Annotated in this window: 23 protein-coding genes and 1 pseudogene; 14 read left to right on the forward strand and 10 right to left on the reverse strand. The window is 69.1% G+C overall.

Annotated features, from left to right (window positions below; genetic code table 11):
- The 4 genes and pseudogenes from AB4Y68_RS02615 to AB4Y68_RS02630 all read left to right on the forward strand — a co-directional run.
- Window positions 1–140: pseudogene (locus AB4Y68_RS02615) on the forward strand (IS30 family transposase); the annotation flags it as partial.
- Window positions 141–869: 729 nt separating this feature from the next.
- Window positions 870–1,862 (forward strand): ABC transporter substrate-binding protein, encoded by a 993-nt coding sequence (locus AB4Y68_RS02620; protein ID WP_441453823.1) that lies wholly within the window; start codon window positions 870–872, stop codon window positions 1,860–1,862.
- A gap of 82 nt (window positions 1,863–1,944) precedes the next feature.
- Complete coding sequence (locus tag AB4Y68_RS02625; RefSeq protein WP_441453824.1) at window positions 1,945–2,883, forward strand: hypothetical protein; 939 nt, start codon at window positions 1,945–1,947, stop codon at window positions 2,881–2,883.
- Window positions 2,880–4,010 (forward strand): DUF2336 domain-containing protein, encoded by a 1,131-nt coding sequence (locus tag AB4Y68_RS02630; RefSeq protein WP_441453826.1) that lies wholly within the window; start codon window positions 2,880–2,882, stop codon window positions 4,008–4,010. The genes AB4Y68_RS02625 and AB4Y68_RS02630 overlap by 4 nt, the downstream gene beginning before the upstream one ends.
- Before the next feature lie 425 nt (window positions 4,011–4,435).
- On the opposite strand, the gene AB4Y68_RS02635 is transcribed toward AB4Y68_RS02630, so the two are convergent.
- The 3 genes from AB4Y68_RS02635 to cysK form a co-directional block, all read right to left on the reverse strand.
- The gene (locus tag AB4Y68_RS02635) at window positions 4,436–4,873 is read right to left on the reverse strand and encodes a MucR family transcriptional regulator (RefSeq protein WP_441453828.1); all 438 of its coding nucleotides are present in this window, start codon (window positions 4,871–4,873) and stop codon (window positions 4,436–4,438) included.
- A gap of 165 nt (window positions 4,874–5,038) precedes the next feature.
- Window positions 5,039–6,253 carry a DUF2336 domain-containing protein gene (locus AB4Y68_RS02640; RefSeq protein ID WP_441453829.1) on the reverse strand — a complete coding sequence of 405 codons (1,215 nt, stop codon included), beginning with the start codon at window positions 6,251–6,253 and terminating at the stop codon, window positions 5,039–5,041.
- Window positions 6,254–6,439: 186 nt separating this feature from the next.
- On the reverse strand, window positions 6,440–7,420 hold the full coding sequence (gene cysK / locus AB4Y68_RS02645; RefSeq protein WP_441453831.1) for a cysteine synthase A: 981 nt from the start codon (window positions 7,418–7,420) through the stop codon (window positions 6,440–6,442).
- A 178-nt stretch (window positions 7,421–7,598) separates the two neighbouring features.
- On the opposite strand from cysK, the gene AB4Y68_RS02650 reads away from it, so the two are divergent.
- The 4 genes from AB4Y68_RS02650 to AB4Y68_RS02665 all read left to right on the forward strand — a co-directional run bounded on the left by AB4Y68_RS02650 (window position 7,599) and on the right by AB4Y68_RS02665 (window position 11,824).
- Entirely contained in the window at window positions 7,599–8,510 is a 912-nt protein-coding gene (locus AB4Y68_RS02650; RefSeq protein ID WP_441453833.1) for an EamA family transporter, read from the forward strand.
- Window positions 8,511–8,813: 303 nt separating this feature from the next.
- Entirely contained in the window at window positions 8,814–10,151 is a 1,338-nt protein-coding gene (gene fliI / locus AB4Y68_RS02655; RefSeq protein ID WP_441453835.1) for a flagellar protein export ATPase FliI, read from the forward strand.
- A 19-nt stretch (window positions 10,152–10,170) separates the two neighbouring features.
- Window positions 10,171–10,584: a flagellar export protein FliJ gene (locus AB4Y68_RS02660; RefSeq protein WP_441453837.1), complete on the forward strand. Its 414-nt coding sequence runs from the start codon at window positions 10,171–10,173 to the stop codon at window positions 10,582–10,584.
- Window positions 10,585–10,756: 172 nt separating this feature from the next.
- On the forward strand, window positions 10,757–11,824 hold the full coding sequence (locus AB4Y68_RS02665) for an endo-1,4-beta-xylanase (RefSeq protein ID WP_441453839.1): 1,068 nt from the start codon (window positions 10,757–10,759) through the stop codon (window positions 11,822–11,824).
- A 237-nt stretch (window positions 11,825–12,061) separates the two neighbouring features.
- Here the strand turns inward: AB4Y68_RS02665 and ctrA are convergent, their stop codons facing one another.
- Entirely contained in the window at window positions 12,062–12,763 is a 702-nt protein-coding gene (ctrA, locus tag AB4Y68_RS02670; RefSeq protein WP_422676790.1) for a response regulator transcription factor CtrA, read from the reverse strand.
- A 372-nt stretch (window positions 12,764–13,135) separates the two neighbouring features.
- Between ctrA and AB4Y68_RS02675 the strand changes: the two genes are divergently transcribed.
- From AB4Y68_RS02675 to AB4Y68_RS02685, 3 genes are all read left to right on the forward strand, one after another.
- On the forward strand, window positions 13,136–13,537 hold the full coding sequence (locus AB4Y68_RS02675) for a chromosomal replication initiator DnaA (RefSeq protein ID WP_441453841.1): 402 nt from the start codon (window positions 13,136–13,138) through the stop codon (window positions 13,535–13,537).
- Entirely contained in the window at window positions 13,534–14,268 is a 735-nt protein-coding gene (locus AB4Y68_RS02680; protein ID WP_441453843.1) for a DUF6456 domain-containing protein, read from the forward strand. The genes AB4Y68_RS02675 and AB4Y68_RS02680 overlap by 4 nt, the downstream gene beginning before the upstream one ends.
- Before the next feature lie 105 nt (window positions 14,269–14,373).
- Window positions 14,374–16,371 carry a serine hydrolase domain-containing protein gene (locus tag AB4Y68_RS02685; protein WP_441453845.1) on the forward strand — a complete coding sequence of 666 codons (1,998 nt, stop codon included), beginning with the start codon at window positions 14,374–14,376 and terminating at the stop codon, window positions 16,369–16,371.
- A 10-nt stretch (window positions 16,372–16,381) separates the two neighbouring features.
- On the opposite strand, the gene AB4Y68_RS02690 is transcribed toward AB4Y68_RS02685, so the two are convergent.
- Window positions 16,382–16,840, reverse strand: coding sequence for a SufE family protein (locus tag AB4Y68_RS02690; protein ID WP_441453847.1), 459 nt, complete (start codon window positions 16,838–16,840; stop codon window positions 16,382–16,384).
- Window positions 16,841–17,007: 167 nt separating this feature from the next.
- Between AB4Y68_RS02690 and AB4Y68_RS02695 the strand changes: the two genes are divergently transcribed.
- Window positions 17,008–18,720: a sensor histidine kinase gene (locus AB4Y68_RS02695; RefSeq protein ID WP_441453849.1), complete on the forward strand. Its 1,713-nt coding sequence runs from the start codon at window positions 17,008–17,010 to the stop codon at window positions 18,718–18,720.
- 81 nt (window positions 18,721–18,801) lie between these two features.
- Here AB4Y68_RS02695 and AB4Y68_RS02700 read toward each other — a convergent pair whose 3' ends face one another.
- Complete coding sequence (locus AB4Y68_RS02700; RefSeq protein ID WP_441453851.1) at window positions 18,802–19,125, reverse strand: hypothetical protein; 324 nt, start codon at window positions 19,123–19,125, stop codon at window positions 18,802–18,804.
- 543 nt (window positions 19,126–19,668) lie between these two features.
- Here AB4Y68_RS02700 and AB4Y68_RS02705 point away from each other — a divergent pair.
- Window positions 19,669–19,989, forward strand: coding sequence for a hypothetical protein (locus AB4Y68_RS02705; RefSeq protein ID WP_441453853.1), 321 nt, complete (start codon window positions 19,669–19,671; stop codon window positions 19,987–19,989).
- A gap of 61 nt (window positions 19,990–20,050) precedes the next feature.
- On the opposite strand, the gene betT is transcribed toward AB4Y68_RS02705, so the two are convergent.
- Window positions 20,051–22,282: a choline BCCT transporter BetT gene (gene betT / locus AB4Y68_RS02710; protein ID WP_441453855.1), complete on the reverse strand. Its 2,232-nt coding sequence runs from the start codon at window positions 22,280–22,282 to the stop codon at window positions 20,051–20,053.
- A gap of 465 nt (window positions 22,283–22,747) precedes the next feature.
- Window positions 22,748–22,930 carry a DUF5808 domain-containing protein gene (locus AB4Y68_RS02715; protein ID WP_441453857.1) on the reverse strand — a complete coding sequence of 61 codons (183 nt, stop codon included), beginning with the start codon at window positions 22,928–22,930 and terminating at the stop codon, window positions 22,748–22,750.
- A 199-nt stretch (window positions 22,931–23,129) separates the two neighbouring features.
- Between AB4Y68_RS02715 and AB4Y68_RS02720 the strand changes: the two genes are divergently transcribed.
- Window positions 23,130–23,714 (forward strand): methyltransferase domain-containing protein, encoded by a 585-nt coding sequence (locus AB4Y68_RS02720; protein ID WP_441453859.1) that lies wholly within the window; start codon window positions 23,130–23,132, stop codon window positions 23,712–23,714.
- Between the two features lie 17 nt (window positions 23,715–23,731).
- Here AB4Y68_RS02720 and AB4Y68_RS02725 read toward each other — a convergent pair whose 3' ends face one another.
- Window positions 23,732–23,983: a hypothetical protein gene (locus AB4Y68_RS02725; RefSeq protein WP_441453861.1), complete on the reverse strand. Its 252-nt coding sequence runs from the start codon at window positions 23,981–23,983 to the stop codon at window positions 23,732–23,734.
- Window positions 23,984–24,041: 58 nt separating this feature from the next.
- Window positions 24,042–24,881 (reverse strand): hypothetical protein, encoded by an 840-nt coding sequence (locus tag AB4Y68_RS02730; protein ID WP_441454429.1) that lies wholly within the window; start codon window positions 24,879–24,881, stop codon window positions 24,042–24,044.
- Window positions 24,882–24,918: the final 37 nt, after the last annotated feature.

Raw genomic sequence — 24,918 nt, forward strand, 5'->3', positions numbered from 1 at the left:
CCCACGGAACCGACCTGTCCCTCCACAGCCAGGCCCAGCTCAGCGCCATCGCACGCCAGCTCAACGAACGGCCAAGAAAGACCTTGCTCTATCGGACGCCAGCGGAGACCTTCGCTGCGTGTGTTGCAGCGATCAGTTGAGCCCACCGTCGAAAGCCGACATCCCCCCACAGTGATCCCTGTCGCGCCTTTATGGCGCAACGCCACGCCCCCTCACGCTTTCCTGTGGACGTCTCACCCCGCTGATCGGCCTCCACGAATTCCGGCCGTCCACAGCTATCCACAGGCTTGCCCACACCTGATCCACGGGTTGCCCACAGCCCTCTGGAATCGCCGGCTTGCCAGAAATCTCCGTTCGTCGGAACCTCATCAGGCCGAGGGACACGGCGGCGCGGAAAACCCCAAACCAGCAATGGCGACGGGGGTTTCAAGCGGGTCGGTCCGGCTCTCTGACCCAGGGTTCCAGGCCTTTTCGAAGGACCCGGAAACACCGACGCAGGGTCCAGGCTCCCGATCCTTAAGCGCCTCGGCGCGGGGGTTGTGGAGAACCGGGCCGGGATCGAAGACGACGCGTCCCGACGACGCGCCCGATGCGACCAGGAGCCGCCAGGAGACCAGCCGACCGCCGCCGGGTTCGCCCGAGGCGTGACGCAAGGCCCTGACCCAGCCGGCCAGGTCCAACCCGGACTTGGCGAGGGGACGCGATCAAGGGTTCGCCCATTCGGGTGCGCCAGGGGTCACGTCCCCTCGCTCAATTCCAGCGGACGTCATGACGCCGCCCGACCTTCCCAAGTCCGCCGCCGCCCCCTACACCAAGGCGTGATGACACGTGTCCATCCTTCCCGTAGCGGGCCTTCCCGCCGCAGCCTGATGCTGGGGGCCGCCGGCCTATCGGTGCTCGGCCTGTCGGCCTGCGGCCGCACCGAGGCGCCGGTCGATGAATCCGGCCGGGTGCGCCTGCGTCTGGCCGCCGGGGGACCGGTCACCGCCGCCCACGGCGGCTTCTATCAGGCCATCGCTGTCGGGGCCTATGAGCGGCGCGGCCTCAACGTCGAGATCCTGACCGGCCCGGCCGGGGCCGACGTCCCCGCCCTGCTGGCCGCCAGCGCGGTCGAACTGGCCTTCGGCGTCGACAGCTTCGCGCCGATGCGGCTGGTCGCCGACCGCGCCCCGGTCAAGGCCGTCGCCGCCTTCCTGCAAAAGGACCCCGTGGTCCTGATGGCTCGCCCGGATCAGTCGCTGGAGGCCCTGTCGGCCCTGCGCGAGCGGCCCATCCTGATGTCCCCGGCCGACCACGCGGGATTCTGGAACTGGCTGCGCACCCGCTTCGACCTGACCGCCGATCAGGCGCGGCCGGGAACGCCGGAGGACAATCTCAAGGCCTTCCTGGCCGATCCGAAAGCAGTCCTGATCGGACGGCTGACGGCGGGCGATCCGACGCTGATCGCGCGTCAGGCCGGGTTCGAGCCGCGCGTGCTGATCCCCGCCGACGACGGCTACCCCTCCTATTCCGGTCTGGTCCTGGCCCCCAACGCCTTCGCCCGCGACAACGCCCGGGCCCTGCGCGACTTCATCGCCGCCTCGGTCGAGGGCTGGCGCGACTATGTCCACGGCGACGGGACCAAGGGCGACGCCCTGATCCGCCGCGCCAATCCCGCCCTGAATCAGCGCCTGCTGGACGCCGTCCGCGCCAGCCTGCGCACCGAGGCCGTGGTCGACGGCGGCGACGCGGCCCTCTACGGCCTGGGGGCCATGACGGCCGAGCGCTGGCAGGCCTTCGCCGACCAGACCGAGGCCGCCTATCCCTCGCCGCCCGACTGGCGCGAGGCCTTCACCGCCCAATACCTGCCCGGCCGGGGCTGACGCCCCCCCCGCGTTAGCAGCGGATTAAGCCGTCCCGGCCTAGCTTGCGCGTTCATCCCCGTCCGCCAAGCAGGAGCCGTCCGTGCGACGCCCGCCGATCACCGCCGCCATTCTGACCGCCGGGGCCTGCGCCCTCGGCCTCGGCGCGCCCGCGGCGGCTCAGACCAGTCCCGCGCCGTCCAGCGCGAACGCGGCGGGCCTGCGTTACCTGACCTGGCCGGGTCGCTCCTACAGCCCGGTCGCCGTCGCCGAAGCCGCGCGCGCCGTCGAGGCCGCGCCGACCGCCGCCGTGCGCCGACCGCCGATCATCCCCCACGGCGGCCAACCCGCCCCCGAGGCCGCGCTCGCCCCCGCGCCCTCGCGTGAGGCGCGTCAGGGCCTGACGCCCGCCAGCGCCTGGATCGGCTCGCAGACGCCCGCCTATCAACCGCAGCCCGCCGCCCCGGTCGAGGCCGCCGCGCCCTGGAGTCCTGCACGCGCCGTCGCATCGTCGTCGGCGGCTCCGGCTCCGACCGCCTATTTCGCCGCAACCGCCGAGGCTGCGCCGCCGCCCATGCCCGTCGCGCCGCCCGTCGCCGCCCCCGCGCCGCACCCTGTCCGCGCGCCGGTTTCGACGCCGGCGCCCGAAGCCGCCGCCCTCGCCTCGCCCGCGTCCGACCCGATGGCCCCGCGCCGCGACGCGCCGATCTTCCGCCTTCAGCGCCCGGCGCCCGCGCCTGACGCCGCACCTCAGGCCGCGCCTCAGGTCCAGGCGCAGATCCAGCCCGCCTCGGCCGCGGACGCCCGCGCGCCTGCCGCCCAGGGCGGCGCCCGCTACTATTCGGTGCATCGCCAGAACGGCCGCCAACCCGACGCCACGCCCCTGCCCGCGCCGATCTATCTGGACGCCCTGCCGGTGGATCTGGCCAGCATGCCCGCATCGAGCGACCTGGCCGCCCCGCCCTCCGCCCCCAATCTGATCCGCAACGCGAACGGCCGCCTCCAGGCCCTGCCCGCCAACGAAGACCCGACCCTGCCATGAGCGACGGCGCCGCCCCTCCCCCGGTCCCCCTCTCGGAGTCTGACGCCGCCTCGCGCCTGCCCGACCTGATCGCCCTGGCGCAGGAGCCGTCCAGCGAGAAGCGCCGCGCCCTGCTGCGCGAACTGACCGACCACTTCTTCGGCGCCGCCGAACGCAGCGAGGCCGAGGCCGCTCTCTACGGCGCCGTGCTCAGCGACCTGACCGACGCCATGGAGCTGGCCGTCCGCGCCGAACTGGCCCAACGCTTCGCCGCCGTGCCCGACGCCCCGCATCAGTTGATCCGCCGTCTCGCCAACGACGAGGCCGAGGACGTCGCCCATCCCGTGCTGCGCGCCTCGCCGGTGCTGACCGAGGCCGATCTGATCCACGTCATCCGCTCGCGCGGCCAGGGCCATATGCGCGCCGTCAGCCAGCGCGCCGAAGTGTCCGAGGCCGTGTCCGACGCCATCATCGAGCGCGGCGACGACGAGACCCTGGGCGTGCTGCTAGGCAACGAGGGGGCCTGTCTGTCGCGCGCCGCCTCCGAGGCCGCCGTCGAGCGCGCCCGCGTCAATCCGGCCCTGCACGCCGCCACGGTCGAGCGCGCCAGCCTGCCGCCGGACCTGCTGAACGAGATGTATTTCGCCGTCGAGGCCCGCCTGCGCCAGCGCATCCTGGAACAGAACGCGCGTCTGGACCCCGCCCTGCTGGAAAGCGCCCTGGCCGCCGGCCGCGCCCGCGTCGCCACCGACGACGGCGCCCTGCCGCCCGACTACGCCGAGAGCCTGGCCTATGTCGAAGAACTGCGCATCGCCGGTCAGCTGACGCCCCCCGTGCTGGCCCGCTTCCTGCGCTCGGGCAGCCGGACGTCCTTTCTGATCGCCCTGTCGCAGCTGGCCGACATCGACTTCCACACCGCCCGCCAGATCATCGAGCGGCGCGAGCTGGACGCCCTGGCCGTGGTCTGCAAGGCCGCCGACCTGGATCGCGCCCTGTTCCTAACCTACGCCGTGGTGGTGCTGAACACCGACGGCGACGCCATGGGCAAGGCCCGCGCCTACGCCGGCATGTACAACGACCTGACCAACGAAGCCGCCCAGCGCACCCTGCGCTTCTGGCGCATGCGCAAGGCCATGCACGCGGCTTAGAGCCCCGTCTTTTCCTCCCCACTTTGTGGGGAGGGGGACCGCGAAGCGGTGGAGGGGGCGACACCGCCGTCAGCCGTTCGAGCCGCCCCCTCCGTCACGTCCGCTTCGCGTCCGCGCCACCTCCCCATCGCTACGCGACAGGGAGGAAAGCCAGAACGCCCGCGCTTTCCTCCCCATTTCATGGGGAGGGGGACCGCGTAGCGGTGGAGGGGCCGACGCCGCCGTCGGCCACGCAGAGCCAGGCATCGCCTCGCCGCCCCCACCCGGCCTCGCCCTGCGGGCTCAGCCACCCTCCCCATGAAGGGGAGGGAGAAGTCGCGCCAAACGCGCTCAAGCAGCCCGAGGGCGGTAGCGCCCCAAGAATGCAAAAACGCCCGCCTTCCTTGCGGAAGACGGGCGCTGCGTCCGACCTGGAAAGGCCGGTCTTACTTCTTGGCGCGGGCGGCGGGCGCGGCGCGGGCGGGTTTGCGGCCGCCCTGGCCCAGGCCCATCTGCTTGGCCAGGTCCGAGCGGGCCTTGGCGTAGTTCGGCGCGACCATGGGATAGTCCTTGGCCAGGCCCCACTTCGCCCGGTATTCCTCGGGGCTCATATTGTATTTGGTGCGCAGGTGGCGCTTCAGCGACTTGAACTTGCGGCCGTCTTCCAGGCAGATCAGGAAGTCAGGCGTAATCGACTTGCGCACCGGAACCGCCGGTTCCTTGGGCTCGGGCTCGACTTCCACCGGGCCCGAAGACACGCCGGACAGCGCCGCGTGAATCTGGGCGATCAGGCTGGGCACGGCGTCGGCCGAGACGGTGTTGTTGCTGACGTAAGCCGACACGATGTCCGCCGTCATTTCGAGCAGCTCGGGTTTTTCTTCCATGGGGGGATAGCCTGTTTCAGGAGCCAAACATGTTCGACTGATCTAACCCGACCCGTCGGTGGTTGGTTTCATACGGATGTTTGATGATGAAAGCAATGCAAGCATAGAACATCGCCTGTCAGGCGAACTGTTCTACTTATCTGAGCTGAATTCAGTCGCCCGCTTTCACCGACCAAAGTTCTCCGCCAGCGCCAGCATGGCCGCCCGCTCCGGCGCGGAGTATTCGTCGACCAGATCTTCCTCGCCTTCGCGGATGGCGCGAAGCAGCGCCGGCGTCAGCGCCGAGGACAGCGACCAGTTCCAGTAACGCAGCACGGTCTGAGCCCGGTCGACGGCCAGCATTTCATAGGTGATCTGCACCCGTTCCCAGTCGGGATGGACCTCGCCGTCGACCGTCAGCTCGGGCCGTCGCATAGCCCGCCATAGGGCCAGCAGATCCCGCCGCGACAGGCCTGTCGCCTTGCACAGGATGGCCAGGGCCTCGCCGCCCGCGTCGCCCATGATCTTGGCGGCGGTCAGCGGCTTGATCCCCGACAGATAACCGATCTCGCCGACCAGTTCGCGGCTCATCCCCTCGGCGGCGGCGGCGACCGCGGCCTCCAGTCCGCTGTAGGGGCTCTTGTCGATGGCCGCGCGGTTGCGCTGGCGGCGCTCGATGAACTGCAGCGCCTTGCGCGCCACCGGGTCGGCCCAGCCCTCGGCGGCGGCCATGGCGAAGACGTCCTCGACGCTTTCCTGCAGCACCTCGCGCGACACGGCGAAGCGCTGCAGCACGGTGCGGCGCTCCTCGGCCTCGCACCACCAGAACATGACATAGGCCCCGGACGGCCGCAGTTCGGGGCGGCGCAGCAGGGGCGCGCACAGACCCTTGCTCTGGCGGCTCAGCGCCACCACGCCCTCGACGGCCGCCTGGGACAGGCGCGCCGAAGTGTTTTTCAGCACCGCGTCGATGACGGCGTCCTCGCCGAAACTCAGCAGGGTCTCGGTCACGACTTCCGACAGGCCGCGACGGACGGCGATCAGCAGGCGGTGCTCGATGTCGGCGTCGCGGGCGCAGCCGATCAGGTCGACGTCCGACAGCGAGGCGCATTGTTCGATCAGGGGCGCCGCCACCGACGGCTCGTCGCGCAGCAGCAGCCGCGCCACGCTGTTGGGCAGTTCCGCCAGCGGGGCCAGCCTCAGCGCCACCCGCCGCCGCTCCTCGATCGGCGCCAGCCGCAGCATCTCGACCAGCAGGTCGCCCGTCACCGCCCGCTCGAAGGCGTTGATCCGGCTGGCGGGCAGGCAGACGACGTCAGCCAGCCGCCGCAACAGGGTCTGGCGGGCTTTCGACGGCCCGATCTGGGCGTCGTCGGCGGGAATGGCGGCCGGGTGAGACATGGCCGCACGACCCTAGCGCGAGGCGGTTAACCGCGGGTGAGGGGCGCCCACGCCTTTCCTCCCCATGCAATGGGGAGGGGGACCGCATAGCGGTGGAGGGGCTTGCGCCTGACGAAACGGCCCCTCCGTCTCGTCGGCTTCGCCGCCGATCCACCTCCCCACGAAGTGGGAAGAGAAGCCGGAAGCCTACAGCCCCTCGAACAGGGCCGTGGACAGGTAGCGTTCGGCGAAGCTGGGGATGATGACGACGATGGTCTTGCCCGCGTTCTCGTCCAGCGCCGCCTGGCGGAAACCGGCGACCAGGGCGGCGCCCGAGCTGATGCCGACGGGGATGCCCTCGGCGCGGGCGACGTGGCGGGCCATATCGAAGGCGTCCTCGTTCGAGACCTGTTCGACGCCGTCGATCACGGCGCGGTCGACGATGCTCGGGATGAAGCCCGCGCCGATGCCCTGAATCTTGTGCGGACCGGGCTGACCGCCGGACAGCACGGCCGAAGCCGTCGGTTCCACCGCGATCATCTGCACCGACGGCTTCTTCGCCTTCAGCGCATGGCCGACGCCGGTGATGGTGCCGCCGGTGCCGACGCCGGAAATGACCATGTCCACGGCGCCCGCCGTGTCGTTCCAGATCTCCTCGGCGGTGGAAACCTCATGGATGGCCGGGTTGGCGGGGTTCTCGAACTGCGAGGGGCTGACCGCGCCGGGCGTGCGGTCCAGCAGGTCCTGGGCCATGGCGATGGCGCCCTTCATGCCCTTTTCCGCTGGCGTCAGCACCAGTTCGGCGCCCATCAGGGCCAGCATCTTGCGGCGCTCGATCGACATGCTTTCGGGCATGACCAGGATCAGCTTGTAGCCCTTGGAGGCGGCCACGAAGGCCAGGGCGATGCCGGTGTTGCCGGATGTCGGCTCGATCAGGACGGCGCCCGGCTTGATCGTGCCCGCCTGCTCCAGCGCCTCGACCATGGCCACGCCGATGCGATCCTTGACCGAGCCGATGGGGTTGAAGAACTCCAGCTTGGCCAGCACCGTGGCCTTCGGCTGGTACTCCGCCGTCAGGTTAGGCAACCGCACCAGGGGCGTGTCGCCGATGGTGTCGATGATGCTGTCATAGACCCGGCCGCGCCCGGCTTTCTTGTGGCGACTGGCGTCGTAGGGGGCGTCGGACATGAGGCGGTCTCCGTTGGCGATGGCGTCCTAACAGATAAGCTTGACGACGTCCTCGCAAGAGGCGCCGGGCGATCAATTCTAAACGCCGGGCCGGGAAGTCTGATCCGCGCCGACGGATTTCCGCGTCGAGCCGAGGAAACGCCGTGAATCGCGACGCCGCTCGGGATAGACAGCCCCCATGCCCTCCCCGCCGCCCGCCCTGCCCGCCAGCCGCCTGACGGCCGCCCTGCCCTATCTCGCCCTGCTGGGCGGCATGGTGTCGCTGGCGGTCGGCACCTCCTTCGCCAAGGGGCTGTTTCCCATCGTCGGCGCCGAGGGGACCTCGACCCTGCGCGTCGGCCTGTCGGCCCTGGTGCTGTTGGCGCTCTGGCGGCCGTGGCGGTTTCGCCTGAGCCGCGCCGACGCCGGGCGGGTGCTGCTGTACGGCCTGGTGCTGGGGTTGATGAACCTCAGTTTCTACATGGCCTTGCGGACCATCCCGCTTGGCCTGGCCATCGCCATCGAGTTCGCCGGGCCGCTGACCCTGGCGCTGATCCATTCGCGGCGACCGGTGCATTTCCTCCTGGTGGGCCTGGCCGTCGGCGGCCTGGCCATGCTGCTGCCGATCTGGAGCGGGGTCGAGGGATTGGACCCGGTCGGGGTCGGTTTCGCCGCCGCCGCCGGCCTGTGCTGGGCCCTCTATATCGTCTTCGGCAAACGCCTGTCGCACATGCACGCGGGCCAGTCGGTGGCCCTGGGCATGAGCACGGCCGCCCTGGTCATCATCCCCTTCGGCGTGACGACCGCGGGGGTCGCGCTGCTCGCGCCCTCCGTCCTGCTGCTGGGCCTCGGCGTCGCCCTGGTGTCCAGCGCCCTGCCCTATTCGCTGGAGATGATCGCCCTGCGCCACATCCCCAAGCGCACCTTCGGCGTCCTGCTCAGCGGCGAACCGGCGGTGGGCGCCCTGGCCGGCCTGGTGCTGCTGCACGAACAGCTCAGCTCCCTGCAATGGCTGGCCATCGCCGCCATCATCGCCGCCTCGATCGGCGCCGTCCTGACCGCGCCCCGGGGCCAGGCCCAGCCCCTGGGCGAACCCGGCGCCCCGGCCTGAATCCTGGCGAGAGGGCGCGCTTTTCCTCCCCATTCCATGGGGAGGTGGCGCGGACGCGCAGCGTCCGTGACGGAGGGGCCTCTTCAAGGCAGAGCGCTGCCCCAGCCCCTCCACCGCAAAGCCTGTCCTTGGGCTTGCCGGAGGCAAGACCCGAGGGCGGTCCCCCTCCCCATTTCATGGGGAGGAAAGACGCCGATCCCGCGCCCCAGCTTCACCGCTCGTTAACCACGATGGCCCATGCGTTAACGGGTAGATTCTAGCGGCTGCGGTCAGGCCCCCGACCCAGCCCGAGGGGCCCTTTCTTTGCGTAATCTCGTCGCCGCCGTCGAAGCGATCGACCCGCTGGTCGTCACCGGCAAGGTGGCGGGCGTCAGCGGTCTGCTGATCGAATCGCGCGGCGGCCTGTCGCGTCTGGCCGTCGGCGCCCGGGCCGAGATTCAGCGGCGCGGCCAGCCCCCCCTGCCGGCCGAGGTCGTCGGCTTCCGCGACGCCAAGGCCCTGCTGATGCCCTTCGGCCCGGTCGAGGGCGTGGCCCCCGGGGCCGACATCAAGATCATCGACCAGGCCGCCAGCGTCCGCCCGACCACGGCCTGGCTGGGCCGCGTCATCGACGCCTTCGGCCAGCCCATCGACGGGCTGGGCCCCCTACCGCAGGGGCCGGTGCCCTACCCCTTGCGCGCCGCGCCGCCCCCGGCCCATTCGCGGGGACGGGTGGGCGAGCGGCTGGATCTGGGCGTGCGCTCGATGGACGTCTTCACCACCACCTGCCGGGGGCAGCGCCTCGGCATCTTCGCCGGCTCGGGCGTCGGCAAGTCGGTGCTGCTGTCCATGCTGGCCAAGCAGGCCACCTGCGACGTGGTCGTGGTCGGGCTGATCGGCGAGCGGGGCCGCGAGGTCCGCGAGTTCATCGAGGAGACCCTGGGCGAAGAAGGCCTGAAGCGCGCCATCGTCGTCGTCGCCACCTCGGACGAACCGGCGCTGAAACGGCGCCAGTCGGCCTATATGACCCTGGCCATCTCGGAATACCTGCGCGACCAGGGACTGGAAGTCCTGTGCCTGATGGACTCGGTCACCCGCTTCGCCATGGCCCAGCGCGAGATCGGTCTGGCGGCGGGTGAGCCGCCGACGACCAAGGGCTATACCCCGACTGTCTTCACCGAACTGCCCAAGCTGCTGGAGCGCGCCGGACCCGGCCCGATCCGCGCCGACGGCACCACGGCGGGACCGATCACCGCCCTATTCACCGTCCTGGTGGACGGCGGCGACCATGACGAGCCCATCGCCGACGCCGTGCGCGGCATCCTCGACGGCCACATCGTCATGGACCGCAAGATCGCCGAGCGCGGCCGCTTCCCCGCCATCGACGTGCTCAAGTCAGTCAGCCGCACCCTGCCCGGCTGTCAGACCCCGCCCGAGCGCGAACTGAACCGCCGCGCCCGTCAGTGCCTGTCGGCCTATGCCAACATGGAAGAGCTGATCAAGATCGGCGCCTATCGCACCGGGGCCGACCCCATCGTCGACCGCGCCATCGCCCTGAACCCCGCGCTCGAGGACTTCCTCGGCCAGGACAAGGACGACCACACCTCGTTGAGCGAAAGCTTTGACCGTCTGGAAACCATTCTGAACCAAGGAATGGTCTGACCGTGATCTGGAACACCTTATGACCGCCTGGGCTCAATCCTTGATCCGCATCTCCAACTACGAAGTCGAGACGCGGCAGAAGCGTCTGGCCGAGGTCGCCGCCCGCAAGGCCGAGGCCGAAATGCGCGTCGCCGTCCTCGACGCCGAGGTCGAGATCGAGCGCCAGAACGCCCGCCTGGACCCGACCTCCAGCCTGATGCTGCAGGCCTATCTCAACGGCTGGAAGCTGAAACGCGCCGACGCCGAGGGCGTGGTCGCCGCCGTCGCCGCCGAAGAGGAAGGCGCCCGCGACGCCCTGACCAGCGCCTTCGAGGAACTGAAGAAGTTCGAGCACGTGGCCGAGACCACCCGCCTGAACAAGCTGATCGCCGCCGCCAAGCGCGAAACCGCCGCCTTCGACGAAATGGGCCTGCGCCGACGTGCGGAGGGGTAGGCCCCGCACCTCTGCCTCCCCCTTCCCCCTCGAGGGGGGAAGGGTCGGGGATGGGGGTGGAGCCGCCGACGCTTCCGGGTTGAACGCGGGTGACGTCGCCCTAGCCCCACTCGGCCGACCGACTACCTTCACCCCCTCCCAACCCTCCCCCCTCGAGGGGAAGGGCTTTAACGTGTCGCGCCGCGCCTTCCTCGCCACCCCCATCGCCCTGGCCGCCTGCGGTCCTCCCGGCCAAGCGGCGCCGCCGGTCGCCGACGGCCCCGTCCCCGCGCTGAAATCCCTCGCCCCCTTCCCGGTCGGCGCGGCCTGCATGACCGGCCATCTGTCGGACCCGGTCTGGGTGCGGCTGGTCTCCGAGCACTTCTCCCAGCTCACGCCCGAGTGGGAGATGAAGATGGAGTCCATCCTCCAGTCCGACGGATCGCTGCGCTTCAACGCGCCGGACCGCATCGCCGCCTTCGCCCGCGACCGGGATCTGCGCCTCTTCGGCCACGCCCTGATCTGGTATGCGCAGGACCATGCCTGGTTCAGGGCCCTGACCGGCGACCGCGCCCGTTTCGCCGCCGAATACGACCGCTATATCGCCGCCGTCGCCGGGCGCTGGCGCAGCCAGGTGGTCGGCTGGGACGTGGTCAACGAGCCGGTGACCCATGACGGCGAGACGCTCCGCGACTGCGTCTGGAGCCAGGGTCTGGGCGGAACCGACGCCTACATCCTCCGCGCCTTCGAACAGGCGAAGCTGGCCGCGCCCGACGCCGTCCTCTTCCTCAACGACTACGACCTCGAGAACAATCCGGTGAAGGGCGCCACCTATTTGCGTCTAGTCGAGCGGCTGCTGAAGGCCGGCGCCCCGGTCACCGGCCTGGGCACGCAGAGCCACCTCGACATCGACATTCCCGCAGGGCAAGCCGCCGCCTTCATCCGCGAACTGGCCGGGTTCGGCCTGCCGATCCACGTCGCGGAACTGGACGCCTCGCTGCGCACCGGCAACCGCCTGTTCGACCTGAAGCCGCGTCGCGACAGGATCAGGCAACAGACCGCCCGCGTCGCCGAACTGGCCGAGGCCTTCATGGCCCTGCCCCGCGCCCAGCAGTTCGCCTTCACCGTCTGGGGCGTGCGCGACAGCGACAGCTGGCTGCGGCGGGGATCCGAAGACGACGGCAGGGACAGCCCGCTGCTGTTCGACGCGGCGGGCCGGGCCAATCCGATGTTCCACGCAGTGGCAGGGGCGTTCTCCTGATCCTTCTCCCTTGCGGGAGAAGGTGGCAGCCCTCGGACTTGATCCGGGGGCTGACGGATGAGGGGTCGCGCGACGCCTGCCGACGCCCCCTTCATCCAGCCGCCAGAAACCCCTCATCCGAGCGCCTCCGGCGCCCACCTTCTCCCTCAAGGGGAGAAGGACACACAGCAAAACGCCCGCCGGTTTCCCGGCGGGCGCTTCAAGCTCTAATCCTGAGTGGAGGCCCCAGGTCGTAAATCAGGCGGCGACGCTGACGGCGCCTTCCGACGGGTCGCGCAGGACATAGCCCCGGCCCCAGACGGTTTCGATGTAGTGTTTGCCGTTCGCCGCCGTCGCCAGCTTCTTGCGCAGCTTGCAGATGAAGACGTCGATGATCTTCAGCTCGGGCTCGTCCATGCCGCCATAGAGGTGGTTCAGGAACATTTCCTTGGTCAGGGTCGTGCCCTTGCGGAGCGAAAGCAGCTCCAGCATCTGATATTCCTTGCCGGTCAGGTGCACGCGGTGACCGTCGACCTCGACCGTCTTGGCGTCCAAGTTCACGGCGATCTCGCCGGTGTGGATGATGGCCTGGGCGTGACCCTTGGAACGACGGACCACGGCGTGGGTGCGCGCGATCAGCTCGTCCTTGTGGAAGGGCTTGGTCAGATAGTCGTCGGCGCCGCCGCCGAAGGTCTTGACCTTGGTCTCGATCTCATGCGTGCCCGACAGGATCATGACCGGCGTATTGATCTTGCCGACGCGCAGCTGACGCAGAACCTCGAGGCCGCTCATGTCGGGCAGGTTCAGGTCCAGCAGAATGAGATCGTAGTCATAGATCTTGCCCAGATCGATGCCTTCTTCACCCAGGTCGGTCGTATAGACGTTAAAGCCTTCCGACTTGAGCATCAGTTCGATGCTCTGGGCCGTGGCGTGATCGTCTTCAATCAGCAGGACGCGCATTCATGCCCCTCCAGGCAAAGCTTTGGCTCGGCCGCCAAGGGAGCGACAGCCGGGTAACCTTGTTCCAACGTTAACGGGTCAAAACCTTAAGAAGGGTTAACGGGTCCCGATATGAAACGCTTAGGCTGATTTGCGAATCGCCGTCGAGAGTCCCGAGTCAAGGATTCGTTAATTTATTAACCATGCGGCGCGACATGCCCCCTTGACGCGCGAGCCATCCCCTGCCGCGCATCCAATGCTCCACAGCCGATCCCGCGCCCGACAAGGCGAGACGACCGCTTCTGACGTTCGTTAGGACAACATTCCTAACTCACCCCTCGGCCCAGGGCACGATGGGGAAAGACAAACGAGCGTTCGGGAGCCACTGATGACATGATTCCTTTTCCAGCGGAGCCTTATCGAGCCGAGCCCTACCGCGTGCCGGTGACCGAGGGCGACCGCATCCGCGCCGACGCGGCCCTGCATCTGTCGGCCCTGGCCTTCGGCGTGCCGGTGGCCGAGATGCTGCGGCGCGAGCGGGTGCGCCCGCGCGCCTGCCGCACCCGCTGGTCGGCCATGTATCTGGCCCATGTCTCGTTCGGCTGGCCGCTGGAGCGAGTGGCCCACGCCTTCGGCCTGAACCGGGCCACCGCCTCGACCGCCTGCCGCTGGGCCGAGGACGAGCGCGACCGCGGCGACTACGACCGACTGATGGACGGGCTGGAGTCCTGTCTGCGCGCGGTGATGGAGTTGCCCGCCGTCGATCTGGCGCCGGCTTCGGGAGCCGTCCGATGAGCCGGGCCCCAGAACGTGTTGTGCAACGGGCCCGGTCGCTGCTCGACCGGCCCGGCGCCTGGCTGGACCAGTCGGGCGCCGCCTATCCCCTGCGGCTCGGCGGCGACCGGCGCGGCCGGGTGGTGCTGACCCTGGACGAGACGGCGTTCCGCGCCCTGGTCGAGCGGCCGGGCCTGCGTCAGCGCGACGGGGGCGGCTGGCTGCCCCGCCCCCGGCCCGCGACCAACACTTCGCTGTCGCCATCGCCGTCGCCGGGCCGGCCCGGCGTGATCGAGGGCGAGCGCGCCGTCATGGAGCCTGACGGCCGCGTTACGACCCGACGCGCCAATCTGGGCGAAAGCCCCGTCGCCTGGCTGGCCCGGCGCAAGGACGCCTCCGGCCGCCCCTGGCTGACCCCTGCCGAGGTCGCAGCCGGCGAACGGCTGCGCGCCGAGGCCGAAATCGCCCTCAGCGGCCCGTCCCTGACCATGCGCTGGGACTCCCTGCCCCGAACCGGCGGCGGCAGTTCAGCCCGCGGCGAGCCCACCGACCGCGCCCTGTCCGCCGCCGCCCGGGTTGAGGCGGCCCTGACCGCCTGCGGCCCGCGCCTGCGCGCCATGGTCGAGCGCGTCTGCATCCACGGCGCCTCGCTGCAACTGGCTGAGGAATCGCTGTTCTTGCGCCGCCGTCAGGGCAAGACGGCCCTGAAACAGGGACTGCAAGCTTTGGCGGAGCACTATGGAATCGGGTGAGCCGGACGCGCCCGCAACAAAAACGTGCGTTCGGAAAACTTGGTTATCAAAAGGTAAAGAACCCTGTTACCGCTAAGGTCACATTATCGCCTGGAGGGGTTTGACATGCGTGGATTGGTTCTGGCGCTGATGCTCGGCGTCTGCGTTCCTGCCTTGGCCATGGCGCAGACGCCGGCGGCCCCGACGCCGGCAGCTCTGATCGCCGACACGCCCCAGAAAACCAGTTCCGGCGCCGGCTTCACCGCCCCGCAGGCCTGGAGCGTGACGAGCGCGCCGGGCCAGATCATCCTCACCCCGCCCGAAGTGGATGGTCGCCTGGCCATCATCGACATTCCCCAGGCCTCTGACGCCGCCGACGCCGTCGCCAAGGCCTGGCAGGCCCTGCAACCCGGCTTCAACCGGCCGGTGCGCCTGACGACCCCGCGCCCGGCGCGTAACGGCTGGGATGAGCGGTCGCTGGTCGACTACGAAACCTCGCCGAACGAGCGCCTGGCGATCCAGGCGCTGGCCCTGCGCGCCGGTTCGGCCTGGACGGTCATGCTCATGGAGCTCAGCGAGGCCACCGCCGAGAAACGTGGCGCCGCCGCCAACCTCGCCATCCAGAGCCTTCGCCCCGCCGGCTATTCCCGCGAAACCTTCGCCGGTCGCCAGGCCCATCCGCTGGATGCGGCGCGGATCGAGCAGATGCGGGCCTTCGTCGAGACCTCGATGGCCGAACTCGGCATCCCCGGCGCCGCCTTCGCCCTCTATGACCAGGGCAAGATCGTCTATGAGGGCGGCGTCGGCGTCCGTGAGGTCGGCAAGCCAGAGCCGGTCGACGCCCACACCCTGTTCATGGTCGCCTCCAATACCAAGAGCATGGTCACCCTGCTGCTGGCGCAACTGGTCGACGAGGGCAAACTGCGCTGGGATCAGCCGGTCACCGAGATCTATCCGGCCTTCAAACTGGGCAGCGAAGCGACGACGCGCAGCGTTCTGGTCCGGCATCTGGTCTGCGCCTGCACCGGCCTGCCCCGCAAGGATATGGAATGGCTGTTCAACACGCCGCCCGGCACGTCGGCCTCCACCACCTTCACGCAACTGGCCGCCACCGAGCCGACCAGCGGCTTTGGCGAAGTGTTCCAGTACAACAACCTGATGGCCTCGGCCGCCGGCTATATCGGCGGCCATCTGGTCCACCCCGACCTCGAACTGGGCGCGGCCTTCGACGCGGCCATGCAGGACAAGATCTTCAATCCGCTGGGCATGAAGGACACGACCTTCGACAGCGCCCGCGCCGAGCGCACGAACCACGCCCGCCCCCACGGCGACGGCCTGTCAGACAAACCCCAGATCGCGACGATGGACCTCAACTACGCCGCCTGGTCCGATCGCCCGGCGGGCGGCGCCTGGTCGTCGGCCCACGACATGATCCTCTATGTCGAGAACGAACTGCGGCAGGGTGCCCTGGCCAATGGCGGGCGGATCGTCTCGGCCGAAAACCTGCTGGCGCGACGGGCGCCCAGCGTCCCGACCGGCGAGGACGCCTTCTACGGCATGGGGCTTCAGACCACCCAGACCTGGGGCGTGCCCGTCGTGCATCACGGCGGCAGCCTGGCCGGCTACAAGAGCGACATCATGCTGCTGCCCGAAGCGGGCGTCGGGGCGGTGATCCTGGCCAACGCCGACAACGGCCAGATGCTGCTGCGGCCCTTCATGCGCCGCCTGGTCGAGGTGCTGTACGACGGCAAGCCGGAAGCCGCCGCCGATGTCGCCGGGGCCGCCCTGCGCACCCGCACCGCCATGGCCGAGTTCCGCAGCCGACTGTCCACGCCGCCCGCCGCCGCCCCTACGGCGGCCTTGGCCGAGACCTACTTCAACCCCGATCTGGGCAGGCTGACGGTGCGTCGTGAAGGAGCGGACGTGATCTTCCAACTCGTCACCCTGAGCACCCGCGTGGCCAGCCGCGCCAACGACGACGGCACGGTCTCCTTCATCACCATCGACCCGACCAACGAAGGCCTGGAATTCGTGGTGGCCGACAAGGACGGCCAGCGCGCCCTCATCACGCGCGACAGCCAGCACGAATATGTCTTCAGCGAAACCGTCGGGGCGACGCAGTGACGGCCAGAACCTAGACCCCCGTTTGGGCCGCCGCCGCCTCGCGGATGCGGCCCACCATGCTGTTCAGGCCGTTGGCGCGCTGGCGGGTCAGGGCCGAAGGCAGGCCCAGGCGGTCTAGCGCGGCGCGGGCGTCGAAGGCGAGGATCTCGGCCGGAGTGCGGCCGGAATAGAGCTTCAGCAGCAGGGCGATATTGCCCTTGGACAGGGCGCTGTCGCTGTCGGCGTCGAAGAACAGCCGCCCGTCGGCGCGGCGCGTCGACAGCCAGACCTGGGCGGCGCAGCCCGGCACCTTGTTGGCCTCGACGCGCGCATGTTCTGGCAGGGGGGCCAGGCCCTTGCCCAGGTCGATGACGTATTCGATCCGCCCTTCCCAGTCGCCCAGCAGGTCGAATTCCTCGACCAGTTCGGCCAGGGTCTCGTCGATGGTTGGGGCGGGGCCCTGGGCGGAAAGGGCGTCGGTCGTGCTCATGAGGGGCGACATAGGCCCGACCGGCGTTAACGACAACCGCCGCCCTCATCCCCCGGCCTCGCCGCTGCGCCAGTTCGGGACAATCGCCCGCGAGGCGAGGGGCCTAGGGCGCGGCGCCGTCCGAGTCTAGACTGCCTCCCCCTGAATCAGTCGCGCAAAGCCCCGGATTGACGCCACCCGCCGCCCCGTCCCGCCCGACCGCCCCCCTCGCCGACGACGCGCAGGGCGGACCGGCGCTGGCCGCCTGGCACGCCGGCTGGGCCACGGCGGTCGGCCTAACCGCGTTGGGGGCCGCCTGGCTGGGCGCGGACGTCCCCGTTCAGGGCCTGGACGCCCCCGCCGCCCTGACCATGGCCACGCCCGGCCTTCTGGGACTGGTGCTGCTGGGCCGCGACGGGCAAGCGGTGCGCGCGGCCCTGCTGGCGGCCTGGTCGCTGGCGGCGATCGCGGCGGCGGGCCTCTCGGGCGGACTGACCGGATCGCTAGGCGGCTTCGTCTTCATGCCCCTGGCCGCCGCCATCGCCCTCGGACCGTCGCGACTGGCCCCGTTCGGCGCCCTGGCGACAGGGCTGGCGGTCCTGTCGGGCCTGACAGCGGCCGCAGTGACCGGCCCGCGCGAGGCCGCGCCCGTCATGGCCGCCGTCTCGGCCCTGCTGACGACCGCCGCCGCCGCCCTGGCCTTCCGCCTCAGCGCGGCCCGCCAGACCCGTCGCCTGGCCGCGTCGGTCGCCGCCGTGGCCCAGGTCGAGACGGTGCTGGCCGGCCAGCCGGGACTGACGCTGGTGCTGGACGCCGCTGGCGGGGCGCTGGCCGCCTATGGCGCGGCCCCGGCCGCCCTGCCGGTCGATCCCCTGTTCGATGACGGGCTGGTCGCCGCCGTCCATGCACCCGACCGCCCCGCCGTTCTGGCCGCCCTGGCCAAGGCCCGCGCGGGCGGCGAGGCGCAGGTGCGCTTCGCTCCGCGACTGGCGCTGGACCGCCGCATCCTGATGGTGCTGCGTCGGCTCGGCCCCGCGACAGGCGGCGATGAACCGCCGCGCCTGATCGCCCTGGCGCTGGACGCCACGTTGGCGCACGCTCGCGAAGCCGGGTTGGACGCCGCCCGCGCCGAGGCCGAGGCCCAGAACGCCGGCAAGTCCCGCTTCCTGGCCAATATGAGCCACGAACTGCGCACGCCGCTGAACGCCGTGCTCGGCTTCTCCGACATCATGCGCCAGCGCCTGTTCGGCCCCATCCCCGACCGCTACGCCGACTACGCCCAGTCGATCCACGAAGCGGGCGGCCACCTGCTGGACCTGATCAACGACGTGCTCGACGTCAGCCGCATCGAGGCGGCGCGGTACGAGCTGAGCATCGAACGGTTCGACGTGCGCGAGGTGGTCTCCGCCGCCGTCGCCCTGGTGCGGGTGCAGGCCGACGACAAGGGCGTCGATCTGGCCGCCGTCCTGCCGCCAGAGGCCCTGACCGTCGCCGCCGACCGCCGCGCCCTGAAGCAGATCACGCTGAACCTGCTGTCCAACGCCGTGAAATTCACCCCCGCCGGCGGGTCAGTGACCGTCAGCGCCGAGGCGCTTGGGACGCATCCGGGCGCCGACCTGGAGCTGACCGTGGCCGACACCGGCGTCGGCGTCGCGCCCGAGGACCTGGCCCGCCTGGGCCGCCCCTTCGAGCAGGCCGGCGGCGCCGAGCAGAGGGCGCAGGGCACCGGCCTCGGCCTGTCGCTGGTCCGGTCCCTGGCCGAGTTGCACCACGGCGCCATGAGCATCGACAGCACCCTGGGCGAAGGCGCCGCCGTCACCGTCCGCCTGCCCATTGTCGTCGCCGCCCGCGAGCCCGTCGAGGGCGAGGCCCAAGTCATCCCCCTGAACCGCAGCGCCTAAGCGGGGCGGCCGCCAGCGTGGCCCGGACCAGGCGCCGGACTCGGCGGACATCCGCTACGGGTGGTTAGCGGACCATGGAGCCTAGACAGGCTTTGGTCCCTGTCTCAACCAGCGCCTAGCTACCCTTGCGCCAGCACCGACGATTAGCGACACCACACCTACGGGGACCCATATCGCCATGAGCATGAGAGCAACCACAATGCTCTCCCCAAAAGCCGCTGCGCCCCCATCCACCGACAGGAACGCGAGTGCGACCCCCAGCGCCGCAATGATCAGTGCAGGAATGGCTGTGATTGCGGCATAGGTGAAGATGGCTGCTTTACCTCCCAGAACGAAGGCTACCGTCATCTCTATGCTGCCAAGGAAACAGAACCCAATCAGTAGCCAGAAATCTACATCGTTCATGAATTGCTGCCTTCCATGACGCTGGTTTATGACTGAATAGCGGATGCTTAGAGTGTCGCCTATGGGTCGTGAGCGGTCCTCGGCTTCGACGCTGAGAGCGGACATCGGCTTAGCGCCAGCAAGCGGACGCTTGGTCTTAGGAATTCGAGCGCCCTGTTTTTGTCTTAGCCGTGGGTTAGAGGGGATGGGTAGAAACGGGGGCATTATGAACTGGCTGAAGATCGCTCTTTTTATTTTTTGGATCTTTTGGCTGGTTACCGCAGCGTACCTGATGCCAACCCAATCCCTTTTAGGCACGATCCGTATTGTTGTAAGCTCTGCACTTATCATGGTGCTTGCGTACTGGTTTTACAGTCACGCATTTAACCTCTTTGCTAAGCTTTGGTATAAGTTGAAGTCTTCGGGGGCGGATGACTGCTAGGGGTCGAATTCGCTCCTGGGCTTCGGCGCCGAAGGCGGACATTCGGGTCCCGGCCTAAAAGCGGACGCCGCATTCGTCAGCTAAGGGTGGCAAGCGGACATCCTGGTGTGCATTCTGCTGATATGAGCAAACCGCTTCGCATCATGCACCGCGACAGTTCTGGCGAGATCAATCTCCCCGACCATGACGCCGGAGATGATCTAGACGGTGTCGAGAGGGCGTTGCTGGAGTTTGGAGCGGAGAAACTCCAAACTGTAGGAAATCCGCTAGAGGAAATGAGACTATATCGACTTGGGCCGATTGATATTGCGCTGACTTGGGACGGCTTCACGGCCGACTTGCAGGTCGTTGGTGAAGGTGACCTGCAAGCCCTTTTCGCCGCAATGTCCGCATCCCACCTTTTTGAGGTCTATCAAACTGCGGGGCAGCCCAAAGTCCGTTGAGGGTCGAAAGCGGTCCTTGCCCCTGAGCTCGAATACGGCCCCTCGACGCCCAGACCCCGTCCTATCCAGCGGGCGGCATAGGCGGCGTGAGCACAGAGGCGGTGTCGGTTTCCGCCGACAGGGTGAGGAAGGCCAGGTGGGCCTCGTATCGCTCCAGCACGTCGTCAATCACTTGCTGCCGGGTGAGCCCCATGAGGTCATAGCCGCCCGACCCCGTTTGGGTGAACACTTCGAGGCGGTAATAAACGTCGGTCTCTCGGGTCATCCGGCCGCCGAACATCGGGACTGGGGCTTCAACGACGGCGACCTGATACTGGAAGGCGCGGAACTGATCCAACGACACCCGCAGCACGGGTTCCTCGACGCCGCTGGCGCCCGCCAGGGAGGCCAGCTCGACTTCATAGCCCTGGTTGCGGAACTCCGCCGCGACATCGTCCAGGGCCGGTCGCACCGTGCGATCCAGGAATTGAGCAACCTGGCGCAGCGACGGGAAGGCGCGCATCCGCTCGAGCCGTTGCTTCCATGAGCGCTCGGGCAGGTGGCCGCCCGAGGGGGCGATGGTCCGTCGCCGCAGCACCTGCCCCTCCCGATCGGCGCGCTCCATCTGCAACACCTTGTAGAAGGAGGCCATCACCAGATAGGCGATGATCGTCACCGGCAGGGCGAAGATGAGCGTTGCATACTCCATCGTCGTCACGCCGCCCGCCAGCAGCATCGCCACGGCGAGCAGGGCGGTGAGTAGGGCCCAGAAGATGCGCAGCCATTTCGGCCCGTCGTGCGACGGATCAGGGATAGAGGCGGAAAAATTCGACGACACCATGGCGCCGGAGTTCGCGCTGGTCAGATAGAACAGCAGCCCCGAGAGGGTCGCCAGGCCAATCAGGAACATCGGCCAAGGGAACATGGCCAGGAGAGCATACCAGCCTTCCTCAGGGCTTTCGGCCGCCAGTCTGGCGAACGCCGCATTGCCGTGCAGCACCTCGTAGAGGGCCGAATTGCCGAACAGGGAGACGATGAAGAAGTCGCACAGCACGGGCGCCGTGATCGCTGCGATCACGAACTCGCGCAGCGTCCGCCCACGAGAAATCCGGGCGAGGAAGACCCCGACGAAGGGCCCCCACGCCAGCCAGAAAGCCCAGAAGAACAAGGTCCATCGGCCCATCCATTCGGCCCCGTCCGGCTCATAGGCCAAGGTCTGTAGCGTGCGCTCGGGAAGGGTGAAGAAGAACCGGCCGATATTCTCGACGAGGGCGTTCAGCAGGAAGGCCGTCTGTCCGGTGAAGAGGATGTAGAGCATCATCGCTGCGGCGCTCCACAGGTTCAGCTCGGAGATCCAGCGGATGCCTCGATCCACGCCTGACGTCGTAGCCGCGATGGTCAGGGCCACCGCGACCGCGACCAGGGCGATCTGCAGGGCCAGCCCGTGCTGCAGGCCGAAGATCAGCGAGAAGCCGACGCTCAGCAGGACCACGCCGATGCCCATGGAGGTGGCCACCCCGAACACGGTGCCGACCAGGGCGATGATGCTGACGCCGTCGCCCAGCGGGCCGCGCACCCGCTTGCCGAACAGCGGATAGAGGGCGGCGCGGATCGACAGCGGCATCCCCCACCGATAGGCGAAATACCCCATCGCCATGCCGAGCAGCGCATACATGGACCAGCCGGCGATGCCGTAGTGGAACATCGTCCAGATGACCGCGTCCTGCCTTGCAAAGGCGGTCCCGCCCTCGCCGGAAGGCGGGTGCAAATACTGCACCACCGGGCCGGTGACCGAATAGAACAGCATGTCAATGCCGACGCCGGCGGCGAACAGCATCGCCACCCAGGTCACGAGTTTGTATTGCGGCCGCGAATGGTCCGGACCCAGCCGCACCCCGCCCTCTTTGGAAAAGGCGACCCAGAGAACGAAGCCGATCACGATGGTGGTCGTCAGCACATAGTACCAGCCCAGGTTCGTGGCGATCCAATCCACGACCGTCTTCATCGTCAGGCGCGCGTGATCGGGCATGATGATCGCCCAGATCGAAAAGACGAGGATCACCAAGGAGGAGATCGTCACGACGCGCCAGTTCACATGGGCCTGGCGGTCCTCGACCAACTCGGCCGGCCCCTTGCTGAGATCGCTGCGCGAGACCGGCGCGTCGTCGTCGATGTGGGCCTCATGGCGCCGTCCTGTGCCGCCGAACCGACTGCGCTCCAGCGGCGGAGGCGGCTTCGCCGCCGTCGCGCCCGGCGCCTGATCGCTTGGTCCAGGCGCCGAGCCGGGATCATCGTCGGCTGCATCGTCTGACACGACTGGTCCCTCCTGCCTCGCGACGCGTCAGTCCGTCCGATCCGCAACGGGCCGGCGGATCAGACGGCAAGCCTTTTCCAATCGCAAGGTACTCCTTGCGGCCCGGGCGCTCGAAAGCCGGGCCAGGGCCGGCAGGTCAGAGAATACGCCCGACCCGTCGAAACCAGCGCAACGCTCGATGGTTCCGGCCGGCCAGCAGAGCTTCTAGAACGTCGCCCGCCGATCCGACCGACCATTTCGTCCAAATGCCTGCTTGGTGATGGGCCCGTGAGCAGACTCCGCCTAGCCGCCCTACTGCAGACATTGGGCTGGACGCCTGGAGCCGCGGGCGTCGGAAACGTCAGTTGGGGGGTGGATAGCGGGCCCATGGTTCTTGTCCGGCGGAAACGGCGTGCTAGGCGAAGCGGCGGCCAGGCCGCAAAGCGGACGTTGGCCCCTGCCCGCCGAAACCGGACCTGACGAAAGTCAGCCGAGAAGGATTGACCCTGCCATGCCGGCCGCGAGGACGACGGCCATCAGGACCAGTGCAAGTCGTGCTGATGGATGGGCGATATTAACGGTCCACCCCAGGGCGGGATTCATCTTCGGAACAACAAGGCGTGGATCATTGGGGTCGTTATAAAGTCCCCAATTATACTTATCTTGCATGGCATCAGGTTCCTTGATGACAGGAACCCTAACGCCGTTTTTCAACTTGGAAAAGAGCCGCAAATGCGGCTCGGTTGCCGATCTGAATGTCCGCAACGGGCTCGAAAGCGGACATTGCTGCGTCATCTTGAGTTAGCCGCCCGACGTCTCCGTCGATGACAGGACGACATCGTCTCTGCCGGGGAGAGCCGTTTTGGTCGTGGGTAGCTTTTTCACCAGACTGATCTTCGGCGAGGCGGGCCTGCGTCGGCGGCGTTCGCCGCGCGCCGCGCGCATCCGCGCCCTGCCGGACCGGCGCCTGATGGCCGAGGCCTATGTGCCGGCGCTGGCGGTCGAGGGCGGGCGCATCCTGTGGGTAGGCTGTCGCGAATACACCCTGGACGACTATCCCGCGCTGGAGGCGGGCGGCGGCGAGGTCTGGACCAGCGACATCGACCCGACGGTCGAACGCTGGGGGCGGACGGGCCGGCACCGCACCGGCGACGTCTGCGAGGCCGACCGCCTGTTCGCCGACCTGAGCTTCGACGCCGTCGTCTGCAACGGGGTCTTGGGCTACGGCGTCGACAGTCCCGAACAGCAGCAACGCGCCCTGGCCGCCCTGGCGGCGGTCCTGAAACCCGGCGGCCGGCTGCTTCTGGGCTGGAACACGGACAAGATCGACGACCCCGTGGCCGCCGGGCTGACCGCGTCAGACTTTGCGGCCTCGCCCCTGGGCGGCCAGCCGACGCGCGTGCGGTTCGACGCCGTGACCCATGTCTATGACAGTCTGAAGCGGGCGGCCTGATCCCCGGCCAGTCGGCCTCAGCCCTCGTCGCTGAACGGCGGCGGCAGACGCCCGGCCTTGAAGAGGATGGTCGGATGCTCGTCGTAGTCGCCCATCTCGGTGTCGGCCGAGACGGCGAAGGCGACGACGCCGAGACGCAGGGGCGCCAGGCGCTCGGCCTTGCGGCGCGCCTCTTCGGCGTCCTTGCATCCGACCTGCGGCTCGGCGCGAAGGCCGGAGCCCTTGCCCTGAACATAGGCCTGGATGATGTAGACGGTTTCGCTTGCCATCCGTCCCCAAGGGGCCTGTTCGCCGCCGGGGTCAACCGCCTTTGATCGGGGCGCGATCCTAGATGGCGCCCATCGCCAGGAAGGCGCGGCCGGCGGCGAAGTCGCCCGCCTCGAAACGGGCCTCGGCCACGCTGTCGTCGCGGAACAGGAACTCGATGACGAAGCTCTCGCGCGGGTCCAGCTGGGCGATGGCGTCGGCGGCCTCGGCCGAGAAGGTCCAGGTCTCGCCCTGACGCACGCCCTCGCCCAGCAGGGTCGGTTCGGCGGCCTGGGCGGCGGCGGCGAAGAAGACGCTACGCACCGATTCAGGCGGCAGACCGCCGCCGGTCAGCCAGACGCGCGGCGCCTGTTCGCGGTCGCGCATGACCAGCCGCGCGGCATAGGGCCGGGGGCGCCCGAGGAAGGAGACCACCGCGATCGGCGTCGTCGCCGTCGGCCCCGTTCCCGCCAGACCGAAGCGCACGGGCGAGCCGCCCGTCGCGCTGTCCTGCACCAGGCGCCAGCCGACCCCCTGGCTTTCATAGCGGTCGCCGCGCCAGGCGGATCGGTCGCCGGGAAAGCTCATCCGGGCCGCGCGCGACCAGCCGGCGAAGCCCGCCTGCACCCGCGCCCGCACCCTGTTCAGATCATGGTCGTCGCACCGGGTTCGCGCCGCCTTGGACTGGGCCCGGCCCGCCGCCGCCGTCAGATCCGCCGCCTGGGTTCCCGCCCGCAGAGCCGCGCCGCGCGCCTGCAGCGCCGCCGCGTCCAGGGCCGCGATCAGCTGCGGCTCGAACAGGTCGCATTTCTGATGCGCCGCAAGCATGAAGACGCGGTCGTAAAAGGCGTCGGTTACGGCCGCGCGCGCCGCGCCGACCGGCATGGCCAGCGTCGCCAGCAGGGCCGTCACGCCCAGCATTCTGCTGGCGGATCGGGGGGAAAAGCCTATCCTCATG

Source organism: Brevundimonas sp. 2YAF1 (genome assembly GCF_052114745.1).
Taxonomy (GTDB): Bacteria; Pseudomonadota; Alphaproteobacteria; order Caulobacterales; family Caulobacteraceae; genus Brevundimonas.